Annotated in this window: 26 protein-coding genes and 1 pseudogene; 21 read left to right on the top strand and 6 right to left on the bottom strand. The window is 70.4% G+C overall.

Annotated elements, in window-relative coordinates; translation table 11 throughout:
• Both ACJ73U_RS26955 and ACJ73U_RS26950 read right to left on the bottom strand, forming a co-directional pair.
• The coding region (locus ACJ73U_RS26955; RefSeq protein WP_407780510.1) for a hypothetical protein at window positions 1-211 on the bottom strand (211 nt) is incomplete at its 3' end.
• 31 nt (window positions 212-242) lie between these two features.
• Entirely contained in the window at window positions 243-1,025 is a 783-nt protein-coding gene (locus tag ACJ73U_RS26950) for an SDR family NAD(P)-dependent oxidoreductase (protein WP_407780509.1), read from the bottom strand.
• Window positions 1,026-1,075: 50 nt separating this feature from the next.
• Here ACJ73U_RS26950 and ACJ73U_RS26945 point away from each other — a divergent pair.
• The 11 genes and pseudogenes from ACJ73U_RS26945 to ACJ73U_RS26895 form a co-directional block, all read left to right on the top strand.
• A pseudogene (locus tag ACJ73U_RS26945) lies at window positions 1,076-1,954 on the top strand (MCE family protein); the annotation flags it as partial.
• Window positions 1,951-2,958, top strand: coding sequence for an MCE family protein (locus ACJ73U_RS26940; protein ID WP_407780508.1), 1,008 nt, complete (start codon window positions 1,951-1,953; stop codon window positions 2,956-2,958). The pseudogene ACJ73U_RS26945 and the gene ACJ73U_RS26940, both read left to right, overlap by 4 nt.
• Before the next feature lie 49 nt (window positions 2,959-3,007).
• Window positions 3,008-4,009, top strand: coding sequence for an MCE family protein (locus tag ACJ73U_RS26935; protein WP_407780507.1), 1,002 nt, complete (start codon window positions 3,008-3,010; stop codon window positions 4,007-4,009).
• Complete coding sequence (locus ACJ73U_RS26930) at window positions 4,006-5,040, top strand: MCE family protein (RefSeq protein ID WP_407780506.1); 1,035 nt, start codon at window positions 4,006-4,008, stop codon at window positions 5,038-5,040. Before ACJ73U_RS26935 ends, ACJ73U_RS26930 begins: the two co-directional genes overlap by 4 nt.
• Window positions 5,037-6,098, top strand: a complete 1,062-nt coding sequence (locus ACJ73U_RS26925; RefSeq protein ID WP_407780505.1) for an MCE family protein — start codon at window positions 5,037-5,039, stop codon at window positions 6,096-6,098. The genes ACJ73U_RS26930 and ACJ73U_RS26925 overlap by 4 nt, the downstream gene beginning before the upstream one ends.
• Window positions 6,098-7,309, top strand: a complete 1,212-nt coding sequence (locus tag ACJ73U_RS26920; RefSeq protein ID WP_407780504.1) for an MlaD family protein — start codon at window positions 6,098-6,100, stop codon at window positions 7,307-7,309. Before ACJ73U_RS26925 ends, ACJ73U_RS26920 begins: the two co-directional genes overlap by 1 nt.
• Window positions 7,294-7,797 (top strand): hypothetical protein, encoded by a 504-nt coding sequence (locus tag ACJ73U_RS26915; protein ID WP_407780503.1) that lies wholly within the window; start codon window positions 7,294-7,296, stop codon window positions 7,795-7,797. Before ACJ73U_RS26920 ends, ACJ73U_RS26915 begins: the two co-directional genes overlap by 16 nt.
• Window positions 7,794-8,486 carry a hypothetical protein gene (locus ACJ73U_RS26910; RefSeq protein ID WP_407780502.1) on the top strand — a complete coding sequence of 231 codons (693 nt, stop codon included), beginning with the start codon at window positions 7,794-7,796 and terminating at the stop codon, window positions 8,484-8,486. The genes ACJ73U_RS26915 and ACJ73U_RS26910 overlap by 4 nt, the downstream gene beginning before the upstream one ends.
• A gap of 199 nt (window positions 8,487-8,685) precedes the next feature.
• Window positions 8,686-9,246 (top strand): hypothetical protein, encoded by a 561-nt coding sequence (locus tag ACJ73U_RS26905; protein WP_407780501.1) that lies wholly within the window; start codon window positions 8,686-8,688, stop codon window positions 9,244-9,246.
• Window positions 9,247-9,319: 73 nt separating this feature from the next.
• Window positions 9,320-10,759 carry a DUF6801 domain-containing protein gene (locus ACJ73U_RS26900; RefSeq protein WP_407780500.1) on the top strand — a complete coding sequence of 480 codons (1,440 nt, stop codon included), beginning with the start codon at window positions 9,320-9,322 and terminating at the stop codon, window positions 10,757-10,759.
• Window positions 10,760-10,847: 88 nt separating this feature from the next.
• A complete protein-coding gene (locus ACJ73U_RS26895) occupies window positions 10,848-11,741 on the top strand; it encodes a hypothetical protein (RefSeq protein WP_407780512.1) in 894 nt (297 codons plus the stop codon).
• Between the two features lie 64 nt (window positions 11,742-11,805).
• Here the strand turns inward: ACJ73U_RS26895 and ACJ73U_RS26890 are convergent, their stop codons facing one another.
• Window positions 11,806-13,029, bottom strand: a complete 1,224-nt coding sequence (locus tag ACJ73U_RS26890) for a helix-turn-helix domain-containing protein (protein ID WP_407780499.1) — start codon at window positions 13,027-13,029, stop codon at window positions 11,806-11,808.
• Between the two features lie 210 nt (window positions 13,030-13,239).
• Between ACJ73U_RS26890 and ACJ73U_RS26885 the strand changes: the two genes are divergently transcribed.
• Both ACJ73U_RS26885 and ACJ73U_RS26880 read left to right on the top strand, forming a co-directional pair.
• Window positions 13,240-13,656 carry an SRPBCC domain-containing protein gene (locus tag ACJ73U_RS26885; protein ID WP_407780498.1) on the top strand — a complete coding sequence of 139 codons (417 nt, stop codon included), beginning with the start codon at window positions 13,240-13,242 and terminating at the stop codon, window positions 13,654-13,656.
• Window positions 13,640-13,945 carry an ArsR/SmtB family transcription factor gene (locus tag ACJ73U_RS26880; RefSeq protein ID WP_407780497.1) on the top strand — a complete coding sequence of 102 codons (306 nt, stop codon included), beginning with the start codon at window positions 13,640-13,642 and terminating at the stop codon, window positions 13,943-13,945. The genes ACJ73U_RS26885 and ACJ73U_RS26880 overlap by 17 nt, the downstream gene beginning before the upstream one ends.
• 40 nt (window positions 13,946-13,985) lie before the next feature.
• On the opposite strand, the gene ACJ73U_RS26875 is transcribed toward ACJ73U_RS26880, so the two are convergent.
• On the bottom strand, window positions 13,986-14,930 hold the full coding sequence (locus ACJ73U_RS26875) for a helix-turn-helix domain-containing protein (protein ID WP_407780496.1): 945 nt from the start codon (window positions 14,928-14,930) through the stop codon (window positions 13,986-13,988).
• Window positions 14,931-15,029: 99 nt separating this feature from the next.
• Between ACJ73U_RS26875 and ACJ73U_RS26870 the strand changes: the two genes are divergently transcribed.
• From ACJ73U_RS26870 to ACJ73U_RS26845, 6 genes are all read left to right on the top strand, one after another.
• Complete coding sequence (locus tag ACJ73U_RS26870) at window positions 15,030-16,040, top strand: saccharopine dehydrogenase family protein (RefSeq protein WP_407780495.1); 1,011 nt, start codon at window positions 15,030-15,032, stop codon at window positions 16,038-16,040.
• Window positions 16,041-16,132: 92 nt separating this feature from the next.
• Window positions 16,133-17,101 (top strand): hypothetical protein, encoded by a 969-nt coding sequence (locus ACJ73U_RS26865; RefSeq protein WP_407780494.1) that lies wholly within the window; start codon window positions 16,133-16,135, stop codon window positions 17,099-17,101.
• 52 nt (window positions 17,102-17,153) lie between these two features.
• Entirely contained in the window at window positions 17,154-18,704 is a 1,551-nt protein-coding gene (locus ACJ73U_RS26860) for a DNA polymerase Y family protein (RefSeq protein WP_407780511.1), read from the top strand.
• 109 nt (window positions 18,705-18,813) lie between these two features.
• Window positions 18,814-19,011 (top strand): hypothetical protein, encoded by a 198-nt coding sequence (locus ACJ73U_RS26855; protein WP_407780493.1) that lies wholly within the window; start codon window positions 18,814-18,816, stop codon window positions 19,009-19,011.
• A 2-nt stretch (window positions 19,012-19,013) separates the two neighbouring features.
• Window positions 19,014-22,157 carry an error-prone DNA polymerase gene (locus ACJ73U_RS26850; protein WP_407780492.1) on the top strand — a complete coding sequence of 1,048 codons (3,144 nt, stop codon included), beginning with the start codon at window positions 19,014-19,016 and terminating at the stop codon, window positions 22,155-22,157.
• A 75-nt stretch (window positions 22,158-22,232) separates the two neighbouring features.
• Window positions 22,233-23,318 (top strand): sugar ABC transporter substrate-binding protein, encoded by a 1,086-nt coding sequence (locus ACJ73U_RS26845; protein WP_407780491.1) that lies wholly within the window; start codon window positions 22,233-22,235, stop codon window positions 23,316-23,318.
• Here ACJ73U_RS26845 and ACJ73U_RS26840 read toward each other — a convergent pair.
• Entirely contained in the window at window positions 23,315-24,067 is a 753-nt protein-coding gene (locus ACJ73U_RS26840) for an SGNH/GDSL hydrolase family protein (protein ID WP_407780490.1), read from the bottom strand. The two genes, ACJ73U_RS26845 and ACJ73U_RS26840, sit on opposite strands and share 4 nt — an antisense overlap.
• A gap of 43 nt (window positions 24,068-24,110) precedes the next feature.
• Between ACJ73U_RS26840 and ACJ73U_RS26835 the strand changes: the two genes are divergently transcribed.
• Window positions 24,111-24,533, top strand: a complete 423-nt coding sequence (locus ACJ73U_RS26835; RefSeq protein WP_407780489.1) for a universal stress protein — start codon at window positions 24,111-24,113, stop codon at window positions 24,531-24,533.
• 10 nt (window positions 24,534-24,543) lie between these two features.
• Window positions 24,544-25,122: a pentapeptide repeat-containing protein gene (locus ACJ73U_RS26830; RefSeq protein ID WP_407780488.1), complete on the top strand. Its 579-nt coding sequence runs from the start codon at window positions 24,544-24,546 to the stop codon at window positions 25,120-25,122.
• A gap of 624 nt (window positions 25,123-25,746) precedes the next feature.
• Here the strand turns inward: ACJ73U_RS26830 and ACJ73U_RS26825 are convergent.
• Window positions 25,747-25,991, bottom strand: a 245-nt coding sequence (locus ACJ73U_RS26825; protein ID WP_407780487.1) for a TNT domain-containing protein, incomplete at its 5' end; no start/stop codon positions are given.

The raw sequence follows: 25,991 nt of genomic DNA, 5'->3' as shown, positions 1-25,991 counted from the left end.
TGCCGACCGCCGCGAGCTTCAGGCCGTTGTCCGCGAGCAGCCGGCCCAGTTCGGCGGGGTCGACCGCGTCGGGGGCCGGCGGGAAGACCTCGACGGCGTCGAAGCCGTATTTCTGGGACTGCTTGCAGGCGTCGGCCAGGTCGCTCCAGTAGACGAAGGGGCCGCCCCGAGCTTCCTCGACCAGGCTGACCGTCACGGCGGATCGGATCAAGACGGGGCCTCCGTTGCGGGCCGGCTCGGGATCAGAGACGCATGGCCGTGAAGCCGCCGTCGACGTAATACGTCGCGCCGGTGATGAAGCTGCCGGCGGCCCGGGAGAGCAGGAGGATCGTCGCGCCGACCAGCTCGGGCGGCTCGCCGAACCGGGCCATCGGCGTCCCCGCCATGATCTTCTCGACCCGGGCCGGGTCGAGGATCTTGCGGTTCTGCTCGGCGGGGAAGAAGCCGGGGGCCAGCGCATTGACCCGGACGCCCATCGGCGCCAGCTCGCGGGCCACGTTCTGCGTCAGGTTGACCACCGCCGCCTTCGAGGCCGAATAGGCGAACACCCGCGACAGCGGCAGGTGCGACGAGACGCTCGCGACGTTCAGGATCGACCCGCCCCCCGCCTCGGCCATCCGCCGGCCGAAGACCTGGCAGCCCCAGTGGACCGCCTTGAGGTTGCTCTGGATGACCCGGTCCCAGTCCTCGTCCTTGACCTCGAAGTACGCGCTGGCGCTGTTGACCCCCGCACCGTTGATGAGCATGTCGACCCGGCCCTGCGTCTGGAGCACGTGCCGCAGCAGCCCGTCGATCGACTCGCGCCGGGTGACGTCGACCTGCGCGGCGACGGCCCGGCCGCCGAGTTCGGCGATCTCCCGGACGCGGGCCGCCCCTTTCTCCGGGCTCCGGCCGGCGACGACGACTGTCGCCCCGGCCTGCGCCAGTCCCTTGGCCAGGGCCGCCCCCAGGACCCCCGTGCCGCCGATGACCACCGCCACCTGGCCGGACATCCCGAACAGTCGCTCCAAGTAGCCGCTGGACATCGCCGCGCCCCCCTCCTCCGTCACAGGCCCGCCCGCAGGGCACCCAGGTGGCGGGAGATGTGGTCCGCCAGGACCGGTCGAAGAACGCGATCGAGCTGGAGCGCGTGTTCGACGACCTGCTGCCGGTGCTCAAGGCCGTGCAGCCGCAGAAGCTCGCGACCACCCTCACCGCGATCTCCACGGCACTGGAGGGCCGCGGCGAGCGGATCGGCGAGACCATGGCCTCCACCGGCGAGTACCTCGAGAAGTTCAACCCCGACCTCCCGACGCTGACCGACGACCTGCGCAAGCTCGCACAGGTCAGCAAGCTGTACGGGGACATCGCGCCGGACCTGCTCGACTCGCTCACCGACTCGTCGGTCACCCTCGACACCGTTGCCGATCAGCGGGTCCAGCTCACCGACCTGTACGCGGACGTGACCCGCTCGGCCCAGGACGTCACGATCTTCCTGCGGAACAACGAGGCCAACCTGATCCGGCTCGTCAGCACCAGCAAGCTGCCGCTGGAGGTGACCGCCCGGTACTCGCCGAGCTTCCCCTGCACGCTCAAGGCGTTGACCGACCTGAAGCCGTCCGTGGACAAGATGCTCGGCGCCGGCACGGACCAGCCCGGTATCCACGCCAACGTCGTCGTCACCCAGGATCCCGGCAAGTACGTGCCGGGCAGGGACGACCCGGTGTACGACGTGGACTCCGGCCCGCGCTGCTACCCGAGCGGTGTGGCGCCGACCCAGGGCGTCGCCGCGGCGCGGACCGGCAGCGAGGGGCACCCGCTGCTCGACGGCGGCGGTGACCTCGGCCTGCCGAACTCCCCGCAGGAGCGGGAACTGATCGCGACGCTGCTCGCGCCGTCGGTCGGCGACGTGCCGTCGTGGAGCAGCGTCCTCGTCGGGCCGCTCTACCGGGGGACGGAGGTGGAGCTCCGATGAGGAAACTCGCCGGGCCGCTCATCAAGGGCCTGATCTTCGTGCTGGTCACCGGGTTGGCCACGGCCGTGCTCGCGGTCTCCATCGCCAACACGAACGTCGGTGACACGATCACCTACTCGGCCCGCTTCAGCGACGTCACCTCGCTCAACCCCGGTGACGACGTGCGCATCCGCGGCGTGCGCGTCGGCCAGGTCGACGCACTGTCCGTCGTGGACCAGAACCTGGCGCTGGTCGAGTTGTCGGTGGACAAGTCCATGCCGCTGCCGGCCGACGTCACCGCGACCATCAAGTACCGCAACATGGTCGGCCAGCGGTACATCGCGCTCGACCGCGGCGAGCGGCTGTCCAACGACCTGCTGAAGCCGAACGCGCAGATCCCGCTCGACCGCACGCACCCCGCGCTCGACCTGACCGACCTGTTCAACGGCTTCAAGCCGCTGTTCCAGGCGCTCTCGCCGAAGGACGTCAACGACCTGTCCGGCGAGATCATCCAGGTGCTGCAGGGAGAGGGCGGCACGGTCGACAGTCTGCTGCAGCACACCGGCTCGCTGACCAGCACGCTCGCCGACCGCGACCAGGTCATCGGCTCGGTCATCAAGAACCTGAACTCGGTGCTGGGCAACATCAACAGCCAGGGTGACGCACTGTCCACACTGGTCTCGACGTTGCAGCAGCTGGTGTCCGGCCTGGCCGGCGACCGCACCGCCATCGGCGACGCGATCCAGGGCATGGCCGACCTGACCAGCGCGACCGCCGGCCTGCTCGACCAGGCCCGCCAGCCGCTCAAGGACAGCATCTCCGGCCTCGGCATGCTGGCGTCGAACCTCGTGGCCGGCAGCTCGGAGCTGGAGCGGTTCCTGGTCGCCACGCCGGAGAAGTTCGACGCGCTCGGCCGGGCCGCGTCGTACGGCTCGTGGCTGAACTTCTACGTGTGCGAGGAGACCGTCGTCCACTACCCGAACCAGCACTACGTCAACGACGATCCGAGGTGCAAGTCCTCATGAGCGCAGCTTGCGGAGCGTTCCGGCGCCACGGAGCGGGCGAGGAGGCGCGGTGAAGTCCTTTCGTGAGCGCAATCCGGTGCCCATCGGGATCATCGGCACGGTGGTACTGGTGGGGGTCGCCGCGCTCGTCTACTTCTGGGGCGACCTGCCGGGCATCGGCGGCACCACCTACCAGGCGCAGTTCTCCGAGGCCGCGGGGCTGCGGCCGGACGACGAGGTGCGGGTCGCCGGCGTCAAGGTCGGCACGGTGAAGGACGTCGAGCTGGACGAGGCGCACGACTTCGGCCGCGTGCTGGTCACGTTCCAGGTCGACGACACCTGGATCGGCGACCACACCACCGCCGCCATCAAGATCAAGACGTTGCTGGGCCGCAAGTTCCTCGCCCTGCACCCCACCGGCGCCCAGGCGCAGGACCCGGACAACCCCATCGGCCTCGACCGCACGGCCACCCCGTACGACGTGACGCAGGCGTTCGAGGGGCTGGCCAACACGGTCGGCGACATCGACACCGGCCAGCTCGCCGCGAGCTTCCAGACGATCTCGGACACCTTCGCCGACTCGCCGGAGCACGTCAGGACCGCCCTGGACGGCCTGAGCGCACTGTCCCGCACCATCTCCTCGCGGGACGACCAGCTCGCGCAGCTGCTCGCCAACAGCCGGCAGATCACCTCGACCCTGGCCGGCACGAACGGCGAGTTCGACAAGCTCCTCGACGACGGCAAGCTCCTGCTGGACGAGCTGAACAAGCGCCGCGACGCCATCCACGACCTGCTCACCGGCACGAGTGACCTGGCCAAACAGCTCTCCGGGCTGGTCGCGGACAACGACAAGCAGCTCGGGGTGGCACTGGGGCAGCTCGACCAGGTGACCGACATCCTCACCAGGTACGGCGACCAGCTCGACCGCAGCCTCCAACTCGCCGGCCCGTACTTCCGCACGCTCACCAACATCACGGGCAGCGGCCGCTGGATCGACACCTACGTCTGCGGCCTGGTGCCGGACAACCGCCAACCCTGCGACGCCAAGCGGCCGGCAGGGGGTGGCAGGTGAACGAGACACGGGCACGCCGCCGGTTGGGCCGCCTCGTCGCGATCGTCCTGGTCCTCGGCGTGGTCACGGCCGGCGTGCTGTGGTGGACCTTCGGCGGTGACGGCCAGAAGCGGCTCACGGCGTACTTCTCCCGCACCGTCGGCGTCTACGCGGGCTCGGACGTGCAGGTGCTCGGCGTGAAGGTCGGCTCCGTGGACTCGGTGACGCCGCGCGGGAGCCGCGTCGAGGTCGTGTTCACGGTGGACAGCAAGCTGCCGATCGCGGCCGACACCAAGGCGGTCGTGATCGCGCCGAGCGTGGTCTCCGACCGGTACGTGCAGCTCACCGACATCGACAGCCACGGCCCGGTGATCAAGGACGGGGCCGTCATCCCCGAGTCCCGCACCGCGACCCCGGTCGAGCTGGACGAGCTGTACGCGAGCCTCAACACGATCATCACCGCACTCGGTCCGGACGGCGCCAACAAGGACGGTGCGCTGTCGGACCTGCTGGACACCGGCGCCGCCAACCTCAAGGGCAACGGCGAGGCGTTCAACGAGAGCGTGCGCAACTTCGCCGACGCGGCGCGGACGCTGTCCGGCTCGGCGGACGACCTGTTCGGCACCATCGACGAGCTGCAGAAGTTCACCGGGATGCTGGCCGACAACGACAAGCAGGTCTACGACGTCAACCAGCAGCTCGCCAACGTGTCGCAGACGCTGGCGGCCGACCGGGACGACCTGACCACCGCGCTGGCGACCCTCGGGGACGCGCTCGCCAGCATCCAGGACTTCATCAAGAAGAACCGCCTCGCCATCAAGTCCAATGTGGACAAGCTGGCACGGACCACCCAGCAGCTCGTGGACAACCGGGCGTCGCTGGCGGAGGCGCTGGACGTGGCGCCGCTCGCGGTGACCAACGTCGTGCAGGGGTACAACCCGAGCACGGGCACGCTGCAGGGCCGGGGGCTGCTGCTGGAGTACTTCGCGGACAGCCCGGTGGCGCTGCCGCTGCCGATCACCGACGGCGTCCCGCTGGGTGGTGGACGATGAGCGGAGCCCGCGGAGCGACAGGCCGGCCGCTGAGGCGGGTTGTCGCGGCACTCGCGGCGGTTCTCGTCTTCGCCGCCGGGTGCACCTCCACCGGCGTGAACGGCATCTACGACCTGCCGCTGCCCGGCGGCGCCGACCTCGGCGACCACCCGTACCGGGTCACCGTCGAGTTCGCCGACGTGCTCGACCTGGTGCCGCAGGCCGCGGTGAAGGTCAACGACGTGGTCGTCGGCCGCGTCGAGTCGATCAGGCTCGGCGGCGCGGACCACTGGACACCGCGGGTCGTGGTGGCCGTCAACGGCGACGTGAAGCTGCCCGCGGACGCGACCGCGAGCCTGCGCCAGTCGAGCCTGCTGGGTGAGAAGTTCGTCGAGCTGGCCGCCCCGCCGGGCAGCGACAACACCCGCCGGCTGCGGAACGGCGCGGTGATCACCGCCGACCGCACCAACCGGCACGCCGAGGTCGAGGAGGTGTTCGGCGCGCTGTCGCTGCTGCTCAACGGCGGTGGCATCGGTCAGCTGCGCACGATCAGCCAGGAGCTGACGAGCGCGCTGTCCGGCAACGAGCCGGAGATCAGGGCGTTCCTGTCGAACGTGAACGAGCTGGTGACCAACCTGGACGCGCATCGCGCCGACATCACCGACGCGTTGGACGGCCTGAACCAGCTGTCCACCACGCTCGCCGGCCGCAACGACCAGATCAAGGGCGCGCTCACCGACCTCACGCCGGGTCTGCAGGCCCTGTCGGACCAGCGCACCGCGCTCGTCACCATGCTGCAGTCGCTGGACACGCTGTCCGACGTCGCGGTCAACACGATCAAGGCCACCCGCGACGACATGGTCACGGACCTGCGGGCCATCGCGCCGATCCTCGACCAGCTCGCCGCCGCCGGCCAGAACCTCCCGCAGGCGCTGGAGATCCTGCCGACGTTCCCGTTCACCGACGAGGTGCTGAACGCGAAGAAGGGCGACTTCATCAACATCTTCTTCACCATCACGCCCGACAAGGACTTCCCGACGCCGCTGCCGCCGCTGCTGGTCCCCGCCGGAGGTAGCTGATGCTCACCAGGACGGTTCGGTGGCAGGTGCTCGCGTTCGTGGTGATCGCGCTGGCCGCGGTCGCGTTCGTCGGCGCCAACTACGCGGGCATGGACCGGCTCATGGGCGGCGGCACCTACACCGTCCGGCTCGAGCTGGCCGACGGCGGCGGGTTGTTCACCAACAGCGAGGTGACCTACCGCGGCGTCGCGGTCGGCCGGGTCGGCGACATGCGCTTGACCGACAAGGGCATGGAGGCCGACCTCGTCATCGACGACTCGGCGCCGGCCATCCCGGTGGACACGAAGGCCGAGGTGGCCAACCGGTCGGCGATCGGTGAGCAGTACGTCGACCTGCAGCCGCGCGGTGACGGCGGGCCGTTCCTCGCGGACGGCTCGGTGATCCGCCGGGAGCAGACGAGCACCCCCATGCCGGTCACCACGCTGCTGTCGAACCTGAGCGCCCTCAACGAGTCCGTGCCGACCGAGTCGCTGCGGGTGGTCGTCGACGAGCTGTACACGGCGATGAACGACACCGGCCCGAGCCTGCAGGTGCTGCTCGACTCGACCATGTCGTTCACCGACGAGGCCGCGAACCACCTGCCGCAGACCACGATGCTGATCGACGACGGCTCGACGGTGCTGAAGACGCAGCTCAGGTCGTCGGCGGCGTGGCGGGACTTCGCCAGCAACGCCAAGCTGTTCGCGCACGAGCTGGCCAGCGCGGACGGCGATCTGCGCCACCTGATCGGCGCGGCGCCGCAGGCCGCGACCCAGCTGTCGCGGCTGCTGGCCGACACGAACCCGGGCCTGCCGGTGCTGATCGCGAACCTCACGACCACCGCGGAGATCTTCGAGTCCCGGATCGGTGGCATGCGGCAGCTGTTCGTGAACCTGCCGAAGGCGGTGGCCGAGGCGTCGACGTCGATCACACCGACGGGCGCGACCCTGTCGATCGTGCTGAACTTCTGGAACTCGCCGCCGTGCGCGACCGGCTACCGGACGCCGTACCGGCAGGGCGAGGCCACGTCCTACCTGCCGTTCGACACGAACACCGCCTGCACGCTCCCGTCCGACGACGAGCGTCTGGTGCGTGGTGCGCAGAACGCGCCGCGGGGTGGCGTGCCCGAGCCGGTGGTGCCGGGTGGCGGCGTCACGCTGCCCGGGCCGCTCGGTGCACCCGACCTGCCACTGGCGTCCAGCGTGAAGGAGTTGCTGTGGCTCGAGAAGTGAAGGTGATGCTCGGCGTCGTGGTCGCCGCGCTCGTGTTCGCCGGCTGGGGCGGCTGGACCTGGCTGCAGGCCGGCAACGACGACTCGATCGCCTACGCCAACACGCGGGACGAGGTCCTCTCGGTCGCCAGGACGCAGGTCGCCACACTGACCACTTTGGACGCCCACGACGTCGACGGCGGCATCGACAAGTGGCTCGCCGTGTCGACCGGTGGGCTGCGGGACGAGCTGGCCGCGACCGACGCGAAGACCAGGAAGGCGTTGACCGGTCAGGGCACGGTCGCCACCGGCCGGGTCCTGGACGCGGCGGTGAGCGAGCTGGACGCACGGACCGGCACCGCGAAGCTGCTGGTGTCGGTGGAGATCTCGACCGTGAAGGACGGCTCACCGCCGGTCGCCAAACGGAACCGTTTCGTGGCCGGCATGTCGCGAGTGGACGGCGGCTGGAAGCTGTCCGCCCTCGACCAGGTGCCGTTGGGGGCGCAATGAGCACGAAAGTCGACGAGGACCGCGACCTCGAGCACGACGACCTCGATGACGCCGAGGACCTGGACGGCACCGAGGACGCCGAGGACGCCGAGGACTTCGAGGACGAGGCCGACCTGGAGGAAGGCGACGTCGAGGACGACCCACCCGACGACGGCGACGACACCCCGGCACGGGGCCGGTTCTTCAGTCCGCGCCGGATCTCCGTCGCACTCGGCGTGGTGGCCGCGTTGCTGGTCGGCACGGGCGCCTGGGCGCTGATCGCGGCGGCCAACCTGCGTGACTCGCCCGCCGCACGCAACAGCGCGCTCGTCGACACCGGCGCCACGGCCGAGGTGAGCGCGTCGGTCAGCAACGCGCTCAACCAGATCTTCTCGTACTCCTACGACAAGACGGACGTGACCGACAAGGCCGCGAAGGAGGTCCTCCGCGGCGACGCGCTGACCACCTACGACAAGCTCTTCGCCGAGGTCAGGGACAAGGCGCCGGAGCAGAAGCTCGTGCTCACCACACGGGTCGTCTACTCGGCCGTGCAGTCGCTGGAGGGTGACCGGGCACAACTGTTCGTGTTCCTCGACCAGTCCGCCACGAGGGTCGACACGAACACCACTTCAGCCGCGGCCGCCCAACTCTCCATTACCGCGAAAAAGGAGGGCGAACGCTGGGTGATAACGGACATGTCGCCACGCTGAAGTTTATCCGACCATGACAACTCCACAGTTCGTGTTTAGCGTGGTCCGACAAAACGCAAAATGGTTGTTGTGGCCTCTGTTACTGACAGGTAACATAATTTTTCGGGGCAGCAGAACGCCCGAAATTTAGTCGGGAGAAAGGAACGATCGTATGCGAGCACGATTCATTGGTGTATTAGCCACAGGAGCGGCTCTGATCGTGTCGGCAGCCGCGGCGGGAACCGCCTCGGCCGACCCGACGTGGACCGTCACTCCGGGCGGTGCCTTCCACGGGACCGCAGGCGAGACACTGTTGGAGATTCAGGAGTCCGGCATTCAGCTCTCCTGCGCCTCGTCGAGCGTGGACGGGACGGCCCAGAGCGGCTCCGGCCTGTCGAACCCGCTCGCGACGATCCCGGAGTCGCCGGGCATCCAGTTCATCGACTGCTCGGGACCGTTCGGCCTCACCTTCGAGGTGACCCAGGTCGGTGACTGGGCGCTGAACGGCGTCTCCTACGACGGCAGCGACGTCACGACCGGCACGATCGACAACATCAACGCCGACATCGTCGGCCCGGGCTGCAACGCGACCGCCAGCGGTTCGGTGAACGTGACGTACTCCAACAGCACCAGCACGCTCGAGGTGTTGCCGGACTTCACGCTGGAGGTCAGCTTCGTCGACCCGGACAACAACTGCCTGGGCCTGATCAACCAGGGTGAGCACGCCAACTTCTCCGGCTCGTACGCCATCACCCCGGGGCTGACCGTCACCAGCCCGTAGTTTCTCCATCCGGTTCGTCCGGCCGGTCTCGCACCGGTCGGACGAACCAGCTCCACAGGAAAGGCGAGGCGTCATGGGCGGCCGGGTTCGACGGGTGGCCATCATCGGCGTGCTGGCCGCTGCCGGCGTGATCGTCGCGCTGGCCGGCCCCACCACCGCGGGTGCGCAGGAGGACCAGCGGAAGGTCGACGTCGACCTCGCCTACCAGTGCGCCCGTCCGACGGACCGGACGTGGGCGGTCACACTGCACGTGACCGCGACCTTCCCCACCAGCGGAAAGACCGGCGAGCCGGTCCAGCCCACCGATGTGGCGCTCGCGCTGAGCGTGCCGCCCGAGGTGCTGGCCGACCTGTCCGCCGCCGGCGCGGTCACGGCAACGTCCACGGTGAAGCTGGACACGAGCATCGTCCAGGACAAGACCGCGGCGTCGGCCACCTGGGGCGCCTCCGGTGACCAGCCGGTGCCGCTCGTGGCGGACGGCCCGACGGTGTTCACCGGCACCGCGACCCCCGAGCCGGTGACCGTGAACGCGGCGGGCGACCTGTCGTTCACCGCGGCCGGCCTGACCGCGACCCTCACCGGCTGGACCGCGGACGGCACCGCGACCGAGCCGCCGAGCACGGACCTGACCTGCGTCCCGGACGGCGACGCCGCGCTGGCCGTCGTCCGGATGTCCGACGTGGACGCGCCGACACCCGAGGTGCCCGAGCCGGGCATCAAGGTCGGCTCGCAGGCTGCCGCCCCGTCGGCCCAGGGGCTCGCCGACGTCCCGAAGGAGTGTCACAAGCTCCCGGCGCCGAAGGACGACCACGGCAACGACGTGCCCGGCTTCCAGAGCTACTGCGCCAAGCTGACCGGATTCACGAACGTCAACAAGCTCAACGCCTCGGCGCTGCAACCGGCCGGCCTGATCAACATCTCCGCCGGCAGCTTCGCGCGCAACTGCGACGGCGTCACGGGCAAGTTCTGCTCCTGGAACGCCGTGCTGCCGAACAACCCCGAGCCGCCGCCGGCCGGTTCTCCGCCGCCGCCCGACCCGCAGCCCAACGATCCCCGCTACCCGAAGGCGCCCGCCTCGTTCTTCATCTTCGGTGCCATACCGACGACCGGGACGATGCAGCTCAAACAGCTCGACACGGGCAGCGTGTACATCTGGTTCCAGGGCACCACCGCGGGAGAGGTGACGGCACGGCTCCGGCTGTCCGTCCAGCTCCTGGAGGCCTACGTCAACGGCACGAAGGTCAAGCTGGGCCGCAACTGCATGACCGAGACGCCGATCGACGCGGTGCTGAAGGCGACCCCCGCGACCTACAGCATCACCAACGGTGGCGTGCTGACCGGCACGGTCACGATTCCACCTTTTTCGGGTTGTGGTGAGACCGAGGACCTCGACCCGCTGTTGACCGGACTGATTTCTGGTCCGAACAACTACGTCAAAATGACGCAAGGCAAGGTGTGCTCGCTCGGCAACGGCGTCAACTGCCCGCCGGTCGCGCCGACTCCCCAGCGTTGATTTCGTTTTGATTTTGGAGTGCCGGAAAAACCCAGGCTGAGTCTGTGAGAGGTGTTCCGTGTCAACTGTTCGAAGAAGTCTTTTCGTGATGCTCGCGGCCGTGGCCGCGTCCCTCGCGCTCGTGGTTCCCGCGTCGGCCGCGACCCTCGCCGGCGCGTGGGCCCCGCTGAACCGCTGCCCGGTCGACGACCCCGCGATGCTCGCCGCGGACGGGGCGACCGTGGCCGCGCTGTGTCTGTCCTCCCATGCGCAGTCCGGGACGTTCACGATCGGCTCGACCACGCTCACGACCGGCTCGACCGACCTGCAGCTGGGCGTACTGAACCAGGGCGGGACGTACACGACCGTGGCGCCCTCGGGCGGCGCGGTGCTCGGTGACGCGGTGGACATCCCCGGCGGCCTTCTCGGCCTGATGTGCCCGAGCAACATCCCGGTGGTCTCCGCGATCTGCCTGACGCTGGCGAACAACCCGCTGAACCGGGTGACCGCGACGATCCAGTCCGCGGGCGCGCCGACGGGCTTCAACCTCGCCGCGGGCACCGGCGCCGGGACGCCGATCATCAACCTGCCGGTCAAGATCAAGCTCGACAACCCGCTCCTCGGTGGTAACTGCTACATCGGCTCCAACTCGAACCCGATCGTGCTGAAGCCGGCCAACCTGACCAGGCCGACGGCGAAGGTCGTCCGCTTCAGCCCGGACGGCACCCCGAGCGCGACCGGGCAGCAGGGCTACCTGTCACTGTCGGGCGCGGACCAGGGCGACAGCACGTTCGCGGTCCCGAGGTCCAACGGCTGCGGCCTGCTGGGCATCCTCTCCGGCGCGGTCGACCTCAAGCAGGGCCTCCCCTCGCCCGCCGGTGAGAACAACCTGGTGCTCACCAACCCGGTCACCAACCTGGGCGGCTTCCAGACCCCGCGCAGCTTCGCCCCGACCGAGGGCCAGCAACTCTCCACCCGCTGGCACGCCGCGGTCGTCGGCTAGTCGTACGTGCTGTGAAGGACCCCTTCGAGGCTTTCCACCGCCCCGAAGGGGTCCTTCACAGCGTTCAGCGGCGTTGCGCCGGTAGCTGCACCTCGGCTTCCCGGCGTCGCGGTGAGGCGCGTAGCACCAGCTCCAGTTCGAACCGCTGGTGTGGGTCGTGGAGGAGAGTTCCCAGCGACTGTTCCAGCTGTCGCATGCGGTAGCGGACCGTCTGGGGGTGGACGTCCAGTAGTGCGGCCATGTCCGGCACGCTGCCCTGCACGTCCAGCCACGCGCGTAGCGTCTCCAGCATCCGCTCCCGCTGCTTGACGGTGAGTTCGCGCAGGGGTGCCAGCAGCCGGTCGCGGAGGGTCGCCAGCAGTCGGTCGTCCGAGTGGACGAGTACCGTCGACAGGTAGTGCTCGGCGCGGATCACCTGGCGGTCCGGCAGCACGCCCTGCTGCGCCAGGGAAAGGGCTTTCCTCGCCCAGCGGAGTGCGTACGCGGCCGCGTCCAACCGCACGCACGGGGCGACCGCGAGCCGGCACTGCGGCAGCGCCGCCCGGATCGCCGCCAGGCGGCCGTCGGTCACCTCGCCGGGGACGAGCAGGCGCGGCTCGATGCCGTCGAGGTCGGCGAGGACGTCGCCGTCGAGGGTGGGTTTGCGCTGGTTGTGGCCGGTGCCGGGCAACGGGTGCACGGCGATCGGGGACACCTTCTCCGGGACCTGCCAGCTGATCAGCTGCGCCAGCTCGGCGATGGCGGCTGCCGGCGCGGGTGGGCTCTGCAGGATCATGCCGAGCAGGCGGCGGCGCCAGGTCTCCAGTGCGCCGGCTGAGGTCGCCTTGGCCTCCAGGTAGCCGTCGAGCGCGACCGACGCCAGCTTGTCCATGTAGGCGAACACGGCGTCCGCCAGCTGCGACATCACCGCCGAGGAAAGCCCGTTCCGCTTGCCGACGCGCATCATCCGCCGCCACGCGACGCGGGCGCCGACCCGGTACGCGGCCTGGAGGTCGTCGAGGCTGCGGCCCTCGCGCATCTCGTTCTGGCCGAGCTTGTGGTGCACCTCGTAGCACTTCTGCGCGGACGCGTCCGGGTTCGCGATCTGCTCGATGAACAGGGTGAGGGCGTGCTGCACCCCGGCCTTGATGGACTTGCCGTACGGGCCGTCGAGCGGTCGCGCGTAGTTGGGGATCTTCGCGCGGATCTCGTCGACGATCTCGGCCGCGACGCTCGCGAACTCGGGTCTGAGGACATCGGCCAGCGGCTTCGGCAGGACGTTGTTGTCGAGGCGGTACTCGACAGTCATGTGTGCCCCCTTCGGCCCGCGCGTCTTCGAGCGGTGGCACTCGGCTTATCGGTCCGCGGGCGCGAGATGTCACATCCGCACGTAACAAACCCACGGTTTGTCAGCTTGGTGACAGGTTCGCCCTCGGCGCTCGTGGTCCGGTGACAAGGACTCGGCACCTTACATTGCTCACTGGTAATATTGCTAATCGTCAATACGAGGAGGTAGTGGATGTTCGGCACGGTGCGGGAGCTGGCGGACGGACGCGTGGAGCTGCGGTTCGAGCGGTGGTACGCGCACCCGAGGGAGAAGGTGTGGCGAGCCCTGACCGAGCCCGCGGAGTTGCGCCGCTGGTTCGTGGAGATCCTCGACTACGACCGTTCGGCGCTTGCCTTCGCGCCGGGGGCCGAGCTGACGTTCGTCGCGGAGGGGCTGCCGGCCGGGCAGGGCCGGGTGCTGGCGTTCGAACCACCCGCGCTGCTGGAGTACACCTGGGACGACGAGACCCTCCGGTGGGAACTGTCTGCGGCGGATGGTGGCTGCCGCCTGGTGTTCACCAACGTTGTCGGTGACGGCGGCACCGCGGCGGCCGTCGATGCCGGCTGGGACCTCGGGTTGAAGCGGCTTTCCGGTGCGCTCGATCTTTGAGGTCGTCGCCGAGCCGCACCGCCGGCAGATCCTCGAACTGCTGCGCGGGGGCGAACGCGCGGCCGGTGAGCTGGTCGAGCGGCTCGGCATCGCGCAACCGACCGTGTCCAAGCACCTGAAACTGTTGCGGGAGCACGGTCTGGTGTCGGTGCGCCAGGACGCCCAGCGCCGCGTGTACCGGCTCAGCCCGGAACCGCTGCGGGAGCTGGAGAGCTGGTTGGCGCCCTACCGCGTGCTGTGGGCGGACCGCCTGTCGGCGCTGGGTCATCACCTGGACGAGATGCCGTGACGAGCCGGGTCACGCCGTTCGCGCACGTGCTCAGCGGTCGTCAGCGGGGCCGTGCGCGGAAGGTGCGGCGGTAGGTGTCCGGAGGGACGCCGACGGTGCGGTTGAAGTGTCGGCGCAGTGTCGTGGCGGTGCCCATGCCGGTGGCCGCCGCGATGGTGTCGATGTTGTCGTCGGTTCTCTCCAGCAGCTCCTGGGCGTGGCGGATGCGCTGGGTCAGCAGCCACCGCAGCGGGGTGGTGCCGGTCGCGGCGTGGAACTGGCGACCCAGGTGGCGTGTGCTCATGCGTGCCTGGCGGGCCAGGTCCTCGACGGTCAGCGGCTGGTCGAGCCGTTCGATGACCCAGGGGAACAGGCCGGCGAGCGGGTGGTCGTCCTGGGCGGGCACGGGGGTGGTGACGAACTGGGCCTGTCCGCCGGCGCGGTGCGGTGGGACGACCAGCCGGCGGGCGACGGCGTTGGCGACCGACGAGCCGTGGTCGAGGCGGACGAGGTGCAGGCAGAGGTCCAGCGCGGCGGCCTTGCCGGCGGAGGTGAGCACGCTGCCGTTGTCCACGTAGAGCACGTCCGGGTCGACCTCGATGCGGGGGTAGCGGGCGGCCAGGGCCTCGGTGTGCGCCCAGTGCGTCGTCGCGCGCCGCCCGTCCAGCAGTCCGGCCGCGGCCAGCACGAACACCCCCGTGCACAGGGAGACCACGCGTGCGCCCGCCTCGTGGGCCGCGCGCACCGCGTCGACCAGGTCGGCGGGTGGGTCCTGGTGGACGTCGGCCCAGCCCGGGACGATCACGGTGCCGGCGTGCCGGAGCCGGTCGAACCCCGCGTCGGGCTCCAGCCGGAACCGGCCGAACCGCACGGCGACCGGGCCGCAGACGGTGAGGTCGTACCAGGCGACGGTGACGCCGTCCGGGGCGGCGGCGAAGACCTCGTGCGCCAGGGACAGCTCGAAGTGCAGCATCCCGTCGGTGACGGCCAGCGCGACAGTGTCCATGTCCGGAATTGTATGGATCGTGTCGTTCCGGACACTCACGATGCGGTGCCCGTCACCGCCAGGATGACTCCGTTGGTCATTCGAACAGGGGAGGACCTTATGGGTCAGCTGGTGGCGGTGTACGGCGCGTACGGGCACACCGGGCGGTTCGTGGTGGCGGAGCTGCTGGAGCGCGGGTTCGTCCCGGTCCTGTCCGGCCGCGACGCCGACAAGCTCCGGGCGGCGGGGTCCGGCCAGGAGATCCGGCCGGCGTCGGTCGACGACCCGGTCGCCCTCGACCGCGCGCTGGCCGGGACGGCGGCGGTGGTCAACTGCGCCGGACCGTTCGCCACCACTGCCGCCCCCGTGGTCGAGGCGGCCCTGCGCGCCGGAGTCCCGTACGTGGACGTGGCGGCCGAGATCGAGGCCAACGTGGACACGTTCGCGCACTTCGCCGAGCCTGCGCGCACGGCGGGAGCGGTGGTCGTCCCCGCGATGGCCTTCTTCGGCGGCCTCGGGGACCTGCTGGCCACCGCGGCGATGGGCGACTGGACGACGGCGGACGAGGCGCACGTCGCGTACGGGCTGAGCGGCTGGCATCCCACGGCCGGGACGCGCGTCGCGGGCGCGGTCTCCCGGCAGCGGCGCGACGGCCGGCGCGTCGTGTACCGGAACGGGCGGCTGGACTACCGCGAGGACGCCCCACCCACCCTGAAGTGGTCCTTCCCCGACCCGATGGGCACCCGGGAGGTCATCGGGGAGTTCACGATGGCCGATGTCGTCACCATCCCCAGCCACCTGTCCATCCCGTCGGTGTGCACCTACATGGCCGTCGAGGCGGCCAGGGACCTGTCGGCCGCGGACACCCCGAGCCCCGTCGCGGTCGACGAGCGCGGGCGGTCCGCGCAGACCTTCCTCGTCGACGTCGTCGTGCGCTCCGGCGGCGCGGAACGGCGTGCGGTGGCCAGCGGGCGGGACATCTACGCCGTCACCGCGCCACTGGCGGTGGAGGCGGTGCACCGGATCCTCACCGGGCGGACCAGGACGGTCGGCGTCGCCTCCGCCGGCGAGATCTTCGACGCCCCCGACTTCCTGCGGGCGCTGTCCCCGCACCTCACCCTGGACCCGTAGCGGGTCGCGTTCCCCCGCACAGCGTGCTACTATCGAACAGGCGTTCGAGTTGCTGCCTTCCCCGCAGCGCCTGGTGGGGAAGGAGCATGCGAATGCCGGCGTTGGGTGCGATGTCGTCGCTGGCTGCCTCCGGTGCGGTGGGGGTGGCCAGCGACCTCGCCAGAGTTCCGGACGACCGGTCCCGGATGTTACCCGTGCACGCCGTCCTCGGGGAGCTGTTCCCGAAGGGCGGCCTGCGCAGGGGTGGCACGGTGGCCGTCCGGGGGTCGACGGCGTTGCTGTTCGCGGTGCTGGCGCGGGCCACGGAGACGGGCTCGTGGGCAGCGCTGGTGGGCATGCCCGACCTGGGGTTGCGGGCCGCGTCGGAGCTGGGGGTCGCGGTCGAACGCCTCGCGCTGGTCCGTCACCCGGGCGCCGACCTGCCCAGGGTGGTGGCGGCACTGCTCGACGGGATGGACCTGGTGGCCGTGAACCCGGGTCGCCTGACGGACGCGCAGCTCCACCGCCTGTCCGCGCGGGCCCGTCACAGGGGGGCGGTGCTGGTGTCCACGGGGCCGTGGCCGGGCGCCGACCTGGAGCTGACGCGGGAGGCCGCGACATGGTCCGGCCTCGGTGACGGCCACGGCCACCTGACCACGCGGGAGGTCCACGTCAGCGTGCGCGGCAGGGGCGCCGCCACCCGACCCACGCAGGCGCGGCTGTTCCTCCCCGCGACAGACCCCTTCGGGGCGTTCGGTACCGATCGGCTCTCCCCGCCACCGGCCGATGCCCCGAAGGGCCTCCCCACCCCGAGAAAACCGGAGGGAAGGCTCAAGATCCTCACGACCCCGGCCGGGGCAGCAACTCCCACCGCGCCCCGGCCCACCTCCCCGGAGGTCCCCTTCACCACGCCCGATGTGCCGAAGGGGACCTCCGGGGCACCCGCGCCCAGGGCTGGAGGCGCCTTCAGGACGTCCCATGCCTCGCGTTCGACCCCCGACTCCCGTTCCGCGTTCGAACAGGCTTCGAGCGACCCCACCCTCGTCGCCGACCCGCTTTCCCTTGTGACGCCACCAAAGTAGCCCTCAACTTGACGTCCACAGTGTTCGAACGTATGTTCGACACATGCAACGGATGCTCGTCGTGTGGTGTCCCGACTGGCCGGTTACGGCCGCGTCGGCGGCGGCACGGCTCACGCCGCACCAGCCCGTCGCGGTGGTCGAGGCCAACCGCGTCGTGGCGTGTTCGGCGTTGGCCAGGGGCGAGGGCGTCCGTCGTGGGATGCGGCGGCGGGAGGCGCAGGCCCGCTGTCCCGAGCTGGTCGTCTTCCCCGCCGATCCGGTGCGGGACGCGCGGCTGTTCGAGCCCGTCGCCGCCGCCGTCGAGGAGTTGGCGGTCGGCGTCGAGATCATCAGACCCGGCGTGGTCGCGGTCCCTGCCCGCGGCCCCGCCTCCTACTTCAAGGGCGAGGAGCAGGCGGCCGAGCGGCTCATCGACCAGGTCGCCGACCGCACCGGTGCGGAGTGCCAGGTCGGCGTGGCCGACGGCGTGTTCACGGCCATCCTCGCCGCCCGCCGCGGCATCCTGGTGCCAGAGGGCGCGAGCCCGGCCTTCCTCGAGCCGCTGAGCGTCCGCGAACTGCACCGCCCCGCCGAGGGCCACCACCGCGCCGACCTCGTGGACCTGTTGCGCCGCCTGGGTTTGCGCACGCTGGGTGCGTTCGCCGGGGTGCCCGAGAAGGACGTCTCCGCCCGCTTCGGCGCCGATGCCGTCCTCGCTCACCGCCTGGCCGGGGGCCAGGAGGAACGGCCGCCGGCCCGCCGCCGGCCGCCGCCCGAGCTCAACGTCACCGAGGAGCTGGACCCACCCGTCGAACGCGTGGACGCCGCCGCGTTCGTGGCACGCACGCTCGCCGAGAAGTTCCATGCCGGCCTCGCCGCGCACGGCCTGGCCTGCACCCGCCTCGGCATCAACGCCACCACGGCCAACGGCGAGGAGCGCACCAGGGTCTGGCGCTGCGCGGAACCCCTGACCCCGGGCGGCATCGCCGACCGCGTCCGCTGGCAGCTCGACGGCTGGCTGAGCTCGACGGCCGGCAGGGACCAACGCCCCTCCGCGGGCATCACGACCCTGCGCCTCGAACCCGTCGAGGTCGTCGAGGGCCACGCCCTGCAGCTCGACCTGTGGCGCGGCGAAGGCCGCGCCGAGGCCGACGAACGCGCCGGCCGCGCCATGGTGCACGTCCAGGGCCTGCTCGGTCCGGACGCCGTGGTCACCCCGGTTCTCGGCGGCGGCCGCGACCCGGGCGAGGAGGTCCGGCTCGTGCCGTGGGGCGACGAGCGTTCCCCCCGCCGCGACCCGGATCCGCCGTGGCCGGGCCGCCTGCCGGCGCCGTCCCCGGCGACCGTGTTCGCGAACCCTTTGCCCGCCAAGGTGTTCGACGAAGACGGCCGGCCGGTCGACATCAGCGCGCGGCACGAGCTGACCGGAAAGCCGTGCCAGGTCTCGGTCGACGGCGGTCAGCCGCGCCAGGTCCGTGCCTGGGCCGGCCCGTGGACCACGGACGTCCGCTGGTGGACCAGGCCGTGCCGCCGCGCCCGCCTGCAGGTGCTGCTGGAAGAACAGACCGCGCTGCTCCTCGTCCTGTCCGAGCAGCGGTGGACAGTGGAAGGGATCTACGACTGATGAACCAGGAGCGAAGCGAGGGAGCCCCCCGCCGGACTGACGGAGGAGCGGGCTCAGGAGCGAGGAACGAGCGACGAGCCCGCGACGACGGAAGGAGGCGGCTGGGCGAGTGAGCGCAGCGACCAATCGAAACCAGCGCTGCCCGGAATGCCGCTTCGCCAACGGGAGTTGCCGGCAGTTCGTCATCGGGCACCCGAACCCGACCTGCCTCGCGGGCTACCCGCAACAGCAGGCGTCCCAGGAGGAAGGGCTCGCGATGCTCATCCCTTCTCCCCGCCGCTCCCCGGAGAACGTCGGGGTGCGGTAGGCGTGGGCGGTGACCCCGACGCCCGTGTGCCGTACGCGGAACTGCACTGCCACTCCAACTTCAGCTTCCTCGACGGCGCGAGCCACCCGGAGGAACTGGTCGAGACCGCCGCCCTGCTCGGCCTCGACGCCATCGCGATCACCGACCACGACGGCATGTACGGCGTGGTCCGCTTCGCCGAGGCGGCACGGGAACTGGGCATCCGCACGGTCTTCGGCACCGAGCTGAGCCTCGGCCTCGCCCAGCCGCAGAACGGGGTGGCCGACCCGGAGGGCGACCACCTGCTGCTGCTCGCCACCGGCGTGGACGGCTACGGCCGGCTGTGCCGCACGATCACCGACGGCCAGCTCGCCGACCACAGCGAGAAGGGCCGCCCGGTCTACGACTTCGACGACGTGGTCGACCAGACGCGGGGCCACGTCGTCGCGCTCACCGGCTGCCGCAAGGCGTCCGTGCGCCGCGCGCTGCTGCGGGACGGCGCGGACGCGGCGTTCGCCGAGCTGGCCCGGCTGGCGGACGCGTTCGGCCGCGACCACACGTTCGTCGAGCTGGTCGACCTCGGCTACCCGTGCGACACCAGGCACAACGACCTGCTCGCCGAGATGGCCCGGGAACTGCGGCTGCCGACGGTCGCCACCAACGCGGTCCACTACGCGCGGCCCAACCGCGGCGAGCTGGCGACCGCGCTGGCGGCGGTCCGGGCTCGGCGCAGCCTCGACGACATGGACGGCTGGCTGCCGCCGTCTCCCACCGCGTACCTGCGGTCGGGGGCGGAGATGCGGCGCCGCTTCGTCCGGTACCCGGGCGCGGTGGCGCGGTCGGCGCTGCTGGGCGTGCAGCTGTCGTTCGACCTGCAGCTGGTCGCGCCGAACCTGCCGCCGTTCGAGGTCTCCGGCCACACCGAGCTCAGCTACCTTCGGGAGAAGACGTTCGCCGGCGCGCTGCTCCGCTACGGCACGCGTGCGCAGAACCCGAAGGCGTACCGGCAGCTCGACCACGAGCTGGCGGTGATCGAGGAGCTGGGCTTCCCCGGCTACTTCCTGATCGTCGCCGACATCGTGGACTTCTGCCGCGGCAGGGGAATCTACTGCCAGGGCCGCGGCTCGGCGGCCAACTCCGCCGTCTGCTACGCCCTTGGGATCACCAAGGTCGACGCCGTCCGCTGGAACCTGCTGTTCGAACGCTTCCTCGCGCCCGCCCGCGACGGCCCACCGGACATCGACCTGGACATCGAGTCGGACCGCCGGGAGGAAGCAATACAGTACGTCTACGAGCGCTACGACCGCAGGCACGCCGCGCAGGTCGCGAACGTCATCGCGTACCGGGCGAAGTCGGCGGTGCGCGACATGGCGAAGGCGCTGGGTTACTCGCCGGGCCAGCAGGACGCGTGGAGCAAGCAGATCGACCGCTGGGCCCCGGTGAAGGAGACGGTCGGGGAGAACGACCACGACGTGCCGGCGACGGTGCTGGAGCTGGCCGGCCAGCTGGAGGACTTCCCGCGGCACCTGGGCATCCACTCGGGCGGCATGGTGATCTGCGACCGGCCGGTCAGCGAGGTGTGCCCGGTGGAGCGCGCCCGCATGGACAAGCGCACGGTCCTGCAGTGGGACAAGGACGACTGCGCCGCCATCGGCCTGGTGAAGTTCGACCTGCTGGGCCTGGGCATGCTGTCCGCGCTGCGGTACATGGTGGAGCTGGTCGCCGAGCACCACGGCGTCGACGTCGACATCGACAGGCTCGACCTCGCCGACCCCGGCGTGTACGCGATGCTGTCCAGAGCGGACGCGGTGGGCGTGTTCCAGGTGGAGAGCCGCGCGCAGCTGGCGACGCTGCCCCGCCTGAGGCCGAAGGAGTTCTACGACCTGGTGGTGGAGGTGGCGCTGATCCGCCCGGGTCCGATCCAGGGCGGCTCGGTGCACCCGTACATCCGCCGCGCCAACGGGGCCGAGGAGATCACCTACGACCACCCGCTGCTGGCGAACGCACTGCGCAAGACCAAGGGCGTCCCACTGTTCCAGGAACAGCTGATGCAGGTGGCGGTCGACCTGGCCGACTTCACCCCGGCGGAGGCCGACGAGCTGCGCCGTGCCATGGGCGCGAAACGCTCGACCCGCCGCATGGAACGCCTCCGCGAACGCTTCTACGAAGGCGCTGCCCGGCACGGCGTCGACGAGGCCCTGGCGGGCCGCATCTACGAGAAGCTGGTGGCGTTCGCGAACTTCGGCTTCCCGGAGAGCCACGCGCTGAGCTTTGCGTACCTGGTGTTCGCGAGCGCGTGGTTCAAGCTGTACTACCCGGCGGCGTTCTGCGCGGCGTTGTTGCGTGCCCAGCCAATGGGTTTCTACAGCCCGCAGTCCCTGGTGGCGGACGCGCGGCGGCACGGCGTGACCGTCCGGGGCCCGGACATCAACGCCAGCGTCTCCCACGCGACACTGGAACCGTCGAACATCGTCCGAATTGGACTGTCCGTGGTTCGCACGATCGGAACCGAACTGGCCGAACGGATCGTGGCGGAGCGCGTCGCCAATGGCCCGTACCGGGACATGGCCGACCTGTCCCGCCGAACCCGGCTGACGAAGGCCCAGCTAGAGGCGCTGGCGACAGCGGGCGCGTTCACCTGCTTCGACCTGCCCCGCCGCGACGCGCTGTGGGCGGCGGGCGCGGTGGCGGGTGAACGCCTCGACCGCCTACCGGGCACGACGGTGGGCGCGCAAGCCCCGCCGCTACCCGGCATGAACGGCATGGAGCTGGCGGTGGCGGACGTGTGGGCCACGGGCATGTCCCCGGACAGCTTCCCGACCCAGTTCGTCCGCGAGTGGCTGACCAGCCAGGGCGCGCTACCGGTATCCGCCCTGCCGGACGTCGAAAGCGGCACCAGGGTCCTGACGGGCGGCGCGGTGACGCACCGTCAACGCCCAGCCACCGCCGGCGGCGTCACATTCCTGAACCTGGAAGACGAAACCGGCATGGTGAACGTCGTCTGCACGACGGGCGTGTGGACCCGCTACCGCCGCACCGCACGGAACTCGTCGGCACTCCTGGTCCGCGGCACGGTGCAGAACGCGGAGGGCGTGACAAGCCTCCAAGCCGACCGGCTGGAAACCCTCGACCTGAGGATTCCCAGCCGCTCACGGGATTTCCGATAATATCCGCGGTACCGGTGCTTCGTGCGAGTGGCCGCGTGTGGTAATCGTGTGCTTTCCTTCCCCAGGGCAGGCACCATGAAGTTCCTTGATCGTGATGAGCACCCAGTACTGTTCGCGGTCACCACCTCGGTCACCAGCGGGGTAATCGTGACGGCGGTTCTCGGCGCCGTCGAAGCGGCTACCCGAACGAGCTGGTTGAACTGGCGGTTCCCCCTGTGGTCGCTGATCGCGGCGATCGTCGTGATGACGTGCCTGGTCGTCGTGCTGGTGGCGGCCCGGCGTGGGGGACGGGTACGCATGGTTTTCCTGGTGGTGCACGCTTTCAGTCAGAAACACTGGGTTTCCGAGTTGATTCATGATGTGCATCGAGCATTCGATCGGCACCGGACGGACATGGTGTTGAAGATCCCGGACAAGGACTACTCCGCAACCGGTCAGGCGCACCACCTGCGCGGCATCCTGGCACGGCGCGATCAGTACGTAGCCGGCCTGGTCGTGCCCGTGGAATTCGAGCGCAACCGACATGACCTGATCCAGTTCTGCCAGAAGTTCCGCCGGCCCGTCGTCATGATGGATGTCGAACCCTTCAACGACGAACGCGACTATCCACCGAACACCGCGTTCGTCGGTTACGACGCCGCCGCCATCGGCGAGTGCGCGGCGGAGTGGGTGGTTGGCCAACTGGCGACGAAACGGGAATGCGAGCAGATCGTCCTGGTCGTGGGGGGCCGGGGACAGCGGAGGCGCCAGCAACGGTTCGTCGAAGTCATGAGGGAGAAGCTGCCGGCGGCTCGTGTGATCGTCAACGATGGCGGTGAGTTCGCGCGCACGCGTGCCCGCAACGTCGTGTGCAACTGCCTGCGGGAGCTACGCGGCGAAGGCCGCACCCCCACAGTCATCTTCTGCACGAACGACGAGATGGCGCTCGGCGCGGTCGACGCGTTGCTCCTCGACGGCACGGCGGCCGCGACGACGGTCATCGGCGTGGACGGGACTCCAGGAGCCACCGCGCTCATCGATACGCGTCAGACTCCGCTGCGGGCCACGGTCGTCCAGGACTCCTACCTCGTCAGTGAGACTGCCGTCGACCTCCTCGAGCGGATGCTGAAGGGGGAGCACGTGCCAACCCGCACCCTGTTGCGGGGGGAGCTGTACACCTAGGACCGCAGGAACTCCTCGACCAGGTCCGCTGCCAGGAGGCCGGCCGGGCTGGCCAGGTGCAGACCCTCGGTGTGGGCGCGGAACCCGTTCAGCCGTCCGATGTGGTCCAGGCTGACGCTGAGACCCAGCCGCAGGACGATCGCCAGTAGGACGCGTCCCAGAGAGTCCGTGAACGGCCGGTTCCCGCCGCGCACGAGGTCCTTCATCCGCTCGCCGAAGGGTAGGTACGCCACGCCCTCGGCCTCCGCGACCGAGCGGATCACCGCGTTCAGCCGGTCCATCTCCTGGTTCTCCCGCGAGGCCAGGCGCTCGCCCAAGGGTTGGATCGACATCAGTGCCACCCGTGCCGGCGTCAGTCCGCGCACGATCGCGGTCAGGTTGGTCCGGTACTCGTCGAGGGTGGTGTGGCGGCCGCCCGCCATGCGGCTGCCGCGGATGGCGAACAGGTCGTTCGCGCCGATCATCACGATCACGTCGGTCGGTCGGCACGCCACCACCTCCGGCACCCTGGACAGCGCCTGCGCGGAGGTCTCCCCGTTGATGCCGGCGTTGACGAACGCCCGGTCCGGCAGCCGCCGCGCCAGTTCGTCGACGAAGTTGAAGCTCACGTTGCCCTGCACGGTGCTCGCGCCGAGGCACACCACCGCGCCGTGCCCGGTGAACCGCGCCGGCCGGTTCGGGGGCAACCTGCGTGCCCTGACCAACGCCCGGCCGACCACACCCAACAACGCCACCAACATCAGCCGCATAACAACCATTCAACCCGACCGGTATCGGCCATAGGATCCCGGCGTGCGCGACTACGAGGTCGGTAAGGACGGGCTTGCCGTGATCGTCGTCGGTGTCGACGGGACGCCACGCGCACTGCACGCCGCCGCCTGGGCCAGCGGGCTCGCGCGGCGGGAGCGGGCGCGGCTCGTGTTCGTGTACGTCGAACCGATCACCAGCCCGGCCTACTGGTCCCCGTTCGGCATGGCCACCGCCGCCGAGGCCGCGAACGAGCTGGTCGACGAGCTGCGCCGGACCGTCGCCGACTACCTCGGCACCATCGGCGTGCGGTGGGAGCTGGTCCACCACCGCGGTGACCCGGCGCACGGGCTGGAGAAGGTGGCCGAGGAGCTGCACGCGGACTGCATCGTCGTCGGTCGGGGCGCGGGCGGGGTGGCGAAGTTCCTGATCAACGACGCGCGGCGGCCTGTCGTGGTCGTTCCGTAGTCTGCGGGGCATGGAGGACTTCCGCGACGCCGACCTGTCCAACCAGCGATGGGAGGGCCGCCACTTCGAGCAGGCCGACTTCACCGACGCCGACATGCGCGGCCTGGTGACGAAGGGCTGCACGTTCGACCACTGCGACTTCACGCGCGTCGACCTCGGGGAGTCCAAGCACGCGACGTCGGCGTTCCGGTCGTGCACGTTCGAGCGCACCAACCTGATGCACTCGGAGTTCCGCGGCTGCAGCCTCCTGGGAGCCACGTTCCACGAGTGCCGCTTCCGGCCCTGGCAGGTCACCGACACCGACCTGACCCTCGCGAGCCTCGGCGCCGCCAACTTCCGCGCCCTCACCCTCGCCGGCCTCCGCTTCCGCGAGGCCAACCTGACGGGCGCCGACCTCCGCGAGTGCGACCTGTCGGGCAGCGACCTCACCGGCGCCCGCCTCATGGAAGCCAAACTGTCCGACGCCGACCTCCGCGGCGCCCGCATGGACGCCAACGGCCTCCGCCAGGCAACCCTCACCGGCGCGAAGGTGGACATCGACATGGCCATCGCCTTCGCCGCCGCCCACGGCTTACAGGTCGGCGACTGACCGACCCGGATGGGCTCTCCGGCACACGGGGGCGAGGAACTTCACCGGCCCCGAGTCGGCGAAGGCCTGTCATGGGCAGGGCGGGCCGGCTGTTCGGGGCTGGCCGGTGTTCGGGGCGTGTGGTGGGTGTTCGGGGGGTTGGCCGGTGCTTTGGGGGATGGTGAGTGTTTGGGGAGTAGCTGGTGTTCGGGGGTGATGGGTGTTGGGGTGTGGCGAGGTGCCGCGTGTTGGGGAGGTGCCAGGTGTTCGGGGGCTGGCCGGTGTTCGGGGGGTGATGGGTGTTTGGGGAGTGGCCGGTGTTCGGGGGTGACGGGTGTTCGGGGGTGACGGGTGTTGGGGAGGTGATGGGTGCAGGGGTGTCGCGAGGTGTCGTGCGTTGGGGAAGTGCCGCGTGTTTGGGGGATCGCCGGTGTTTGGGGAGTGGCCGGTGTTCGAGGGTGATGGGTGTTGGGGAGATGTTGGGTGCTGGGGCGTGGCGAAGTGCCGGGTGTTGGGGAGGTGCCGGGTGTTCGGGTGGTGATGGGGTGTTCGGGAGATGTTGGGCGGGCGGGTGCGTGGGTCGCCGACGTTTGAAGGGGCCGCTCGGTGTTTCGAGCGGCCCCTTCGTTCAGTGCGTTGACGTGGTCAGGACGGGCGTTCGCGGTCGTTGATCTCCATCAGATGGCCCTGTGCGACCAGCTCGCCGATGGCGTCCGGCAGGAGGAAGGCCGTGCCGCCGCCCGGTTGGTCGAACCACGGGATCGCGGCGCCGGTCAGTGCCTGTACCGGCTGGCGGACGCGGTAGACGTGGTACGGGCGGTCGATCCAGTCCGGTACCAGCGATCGCTCGGCGAACGGGGTGCCCGCCGCGTAGACGAGGTTGCCGTCGT

It is taken from the genome of Actinophytocola sp., from assembly GCF_045807065.1.
In the GTDB taxonomy this organism is placed as follows: Bacteria; Actinomycetota; Actinomycetes; order Mycobacteriales; family Pseudonocardiaceae; genus Actinophytocola.
The sequence above is the reverse complement of the archived record's forward strand: the minus strand, read 5'-3'. Positions and strand labels throughout refer to the sequence as shown.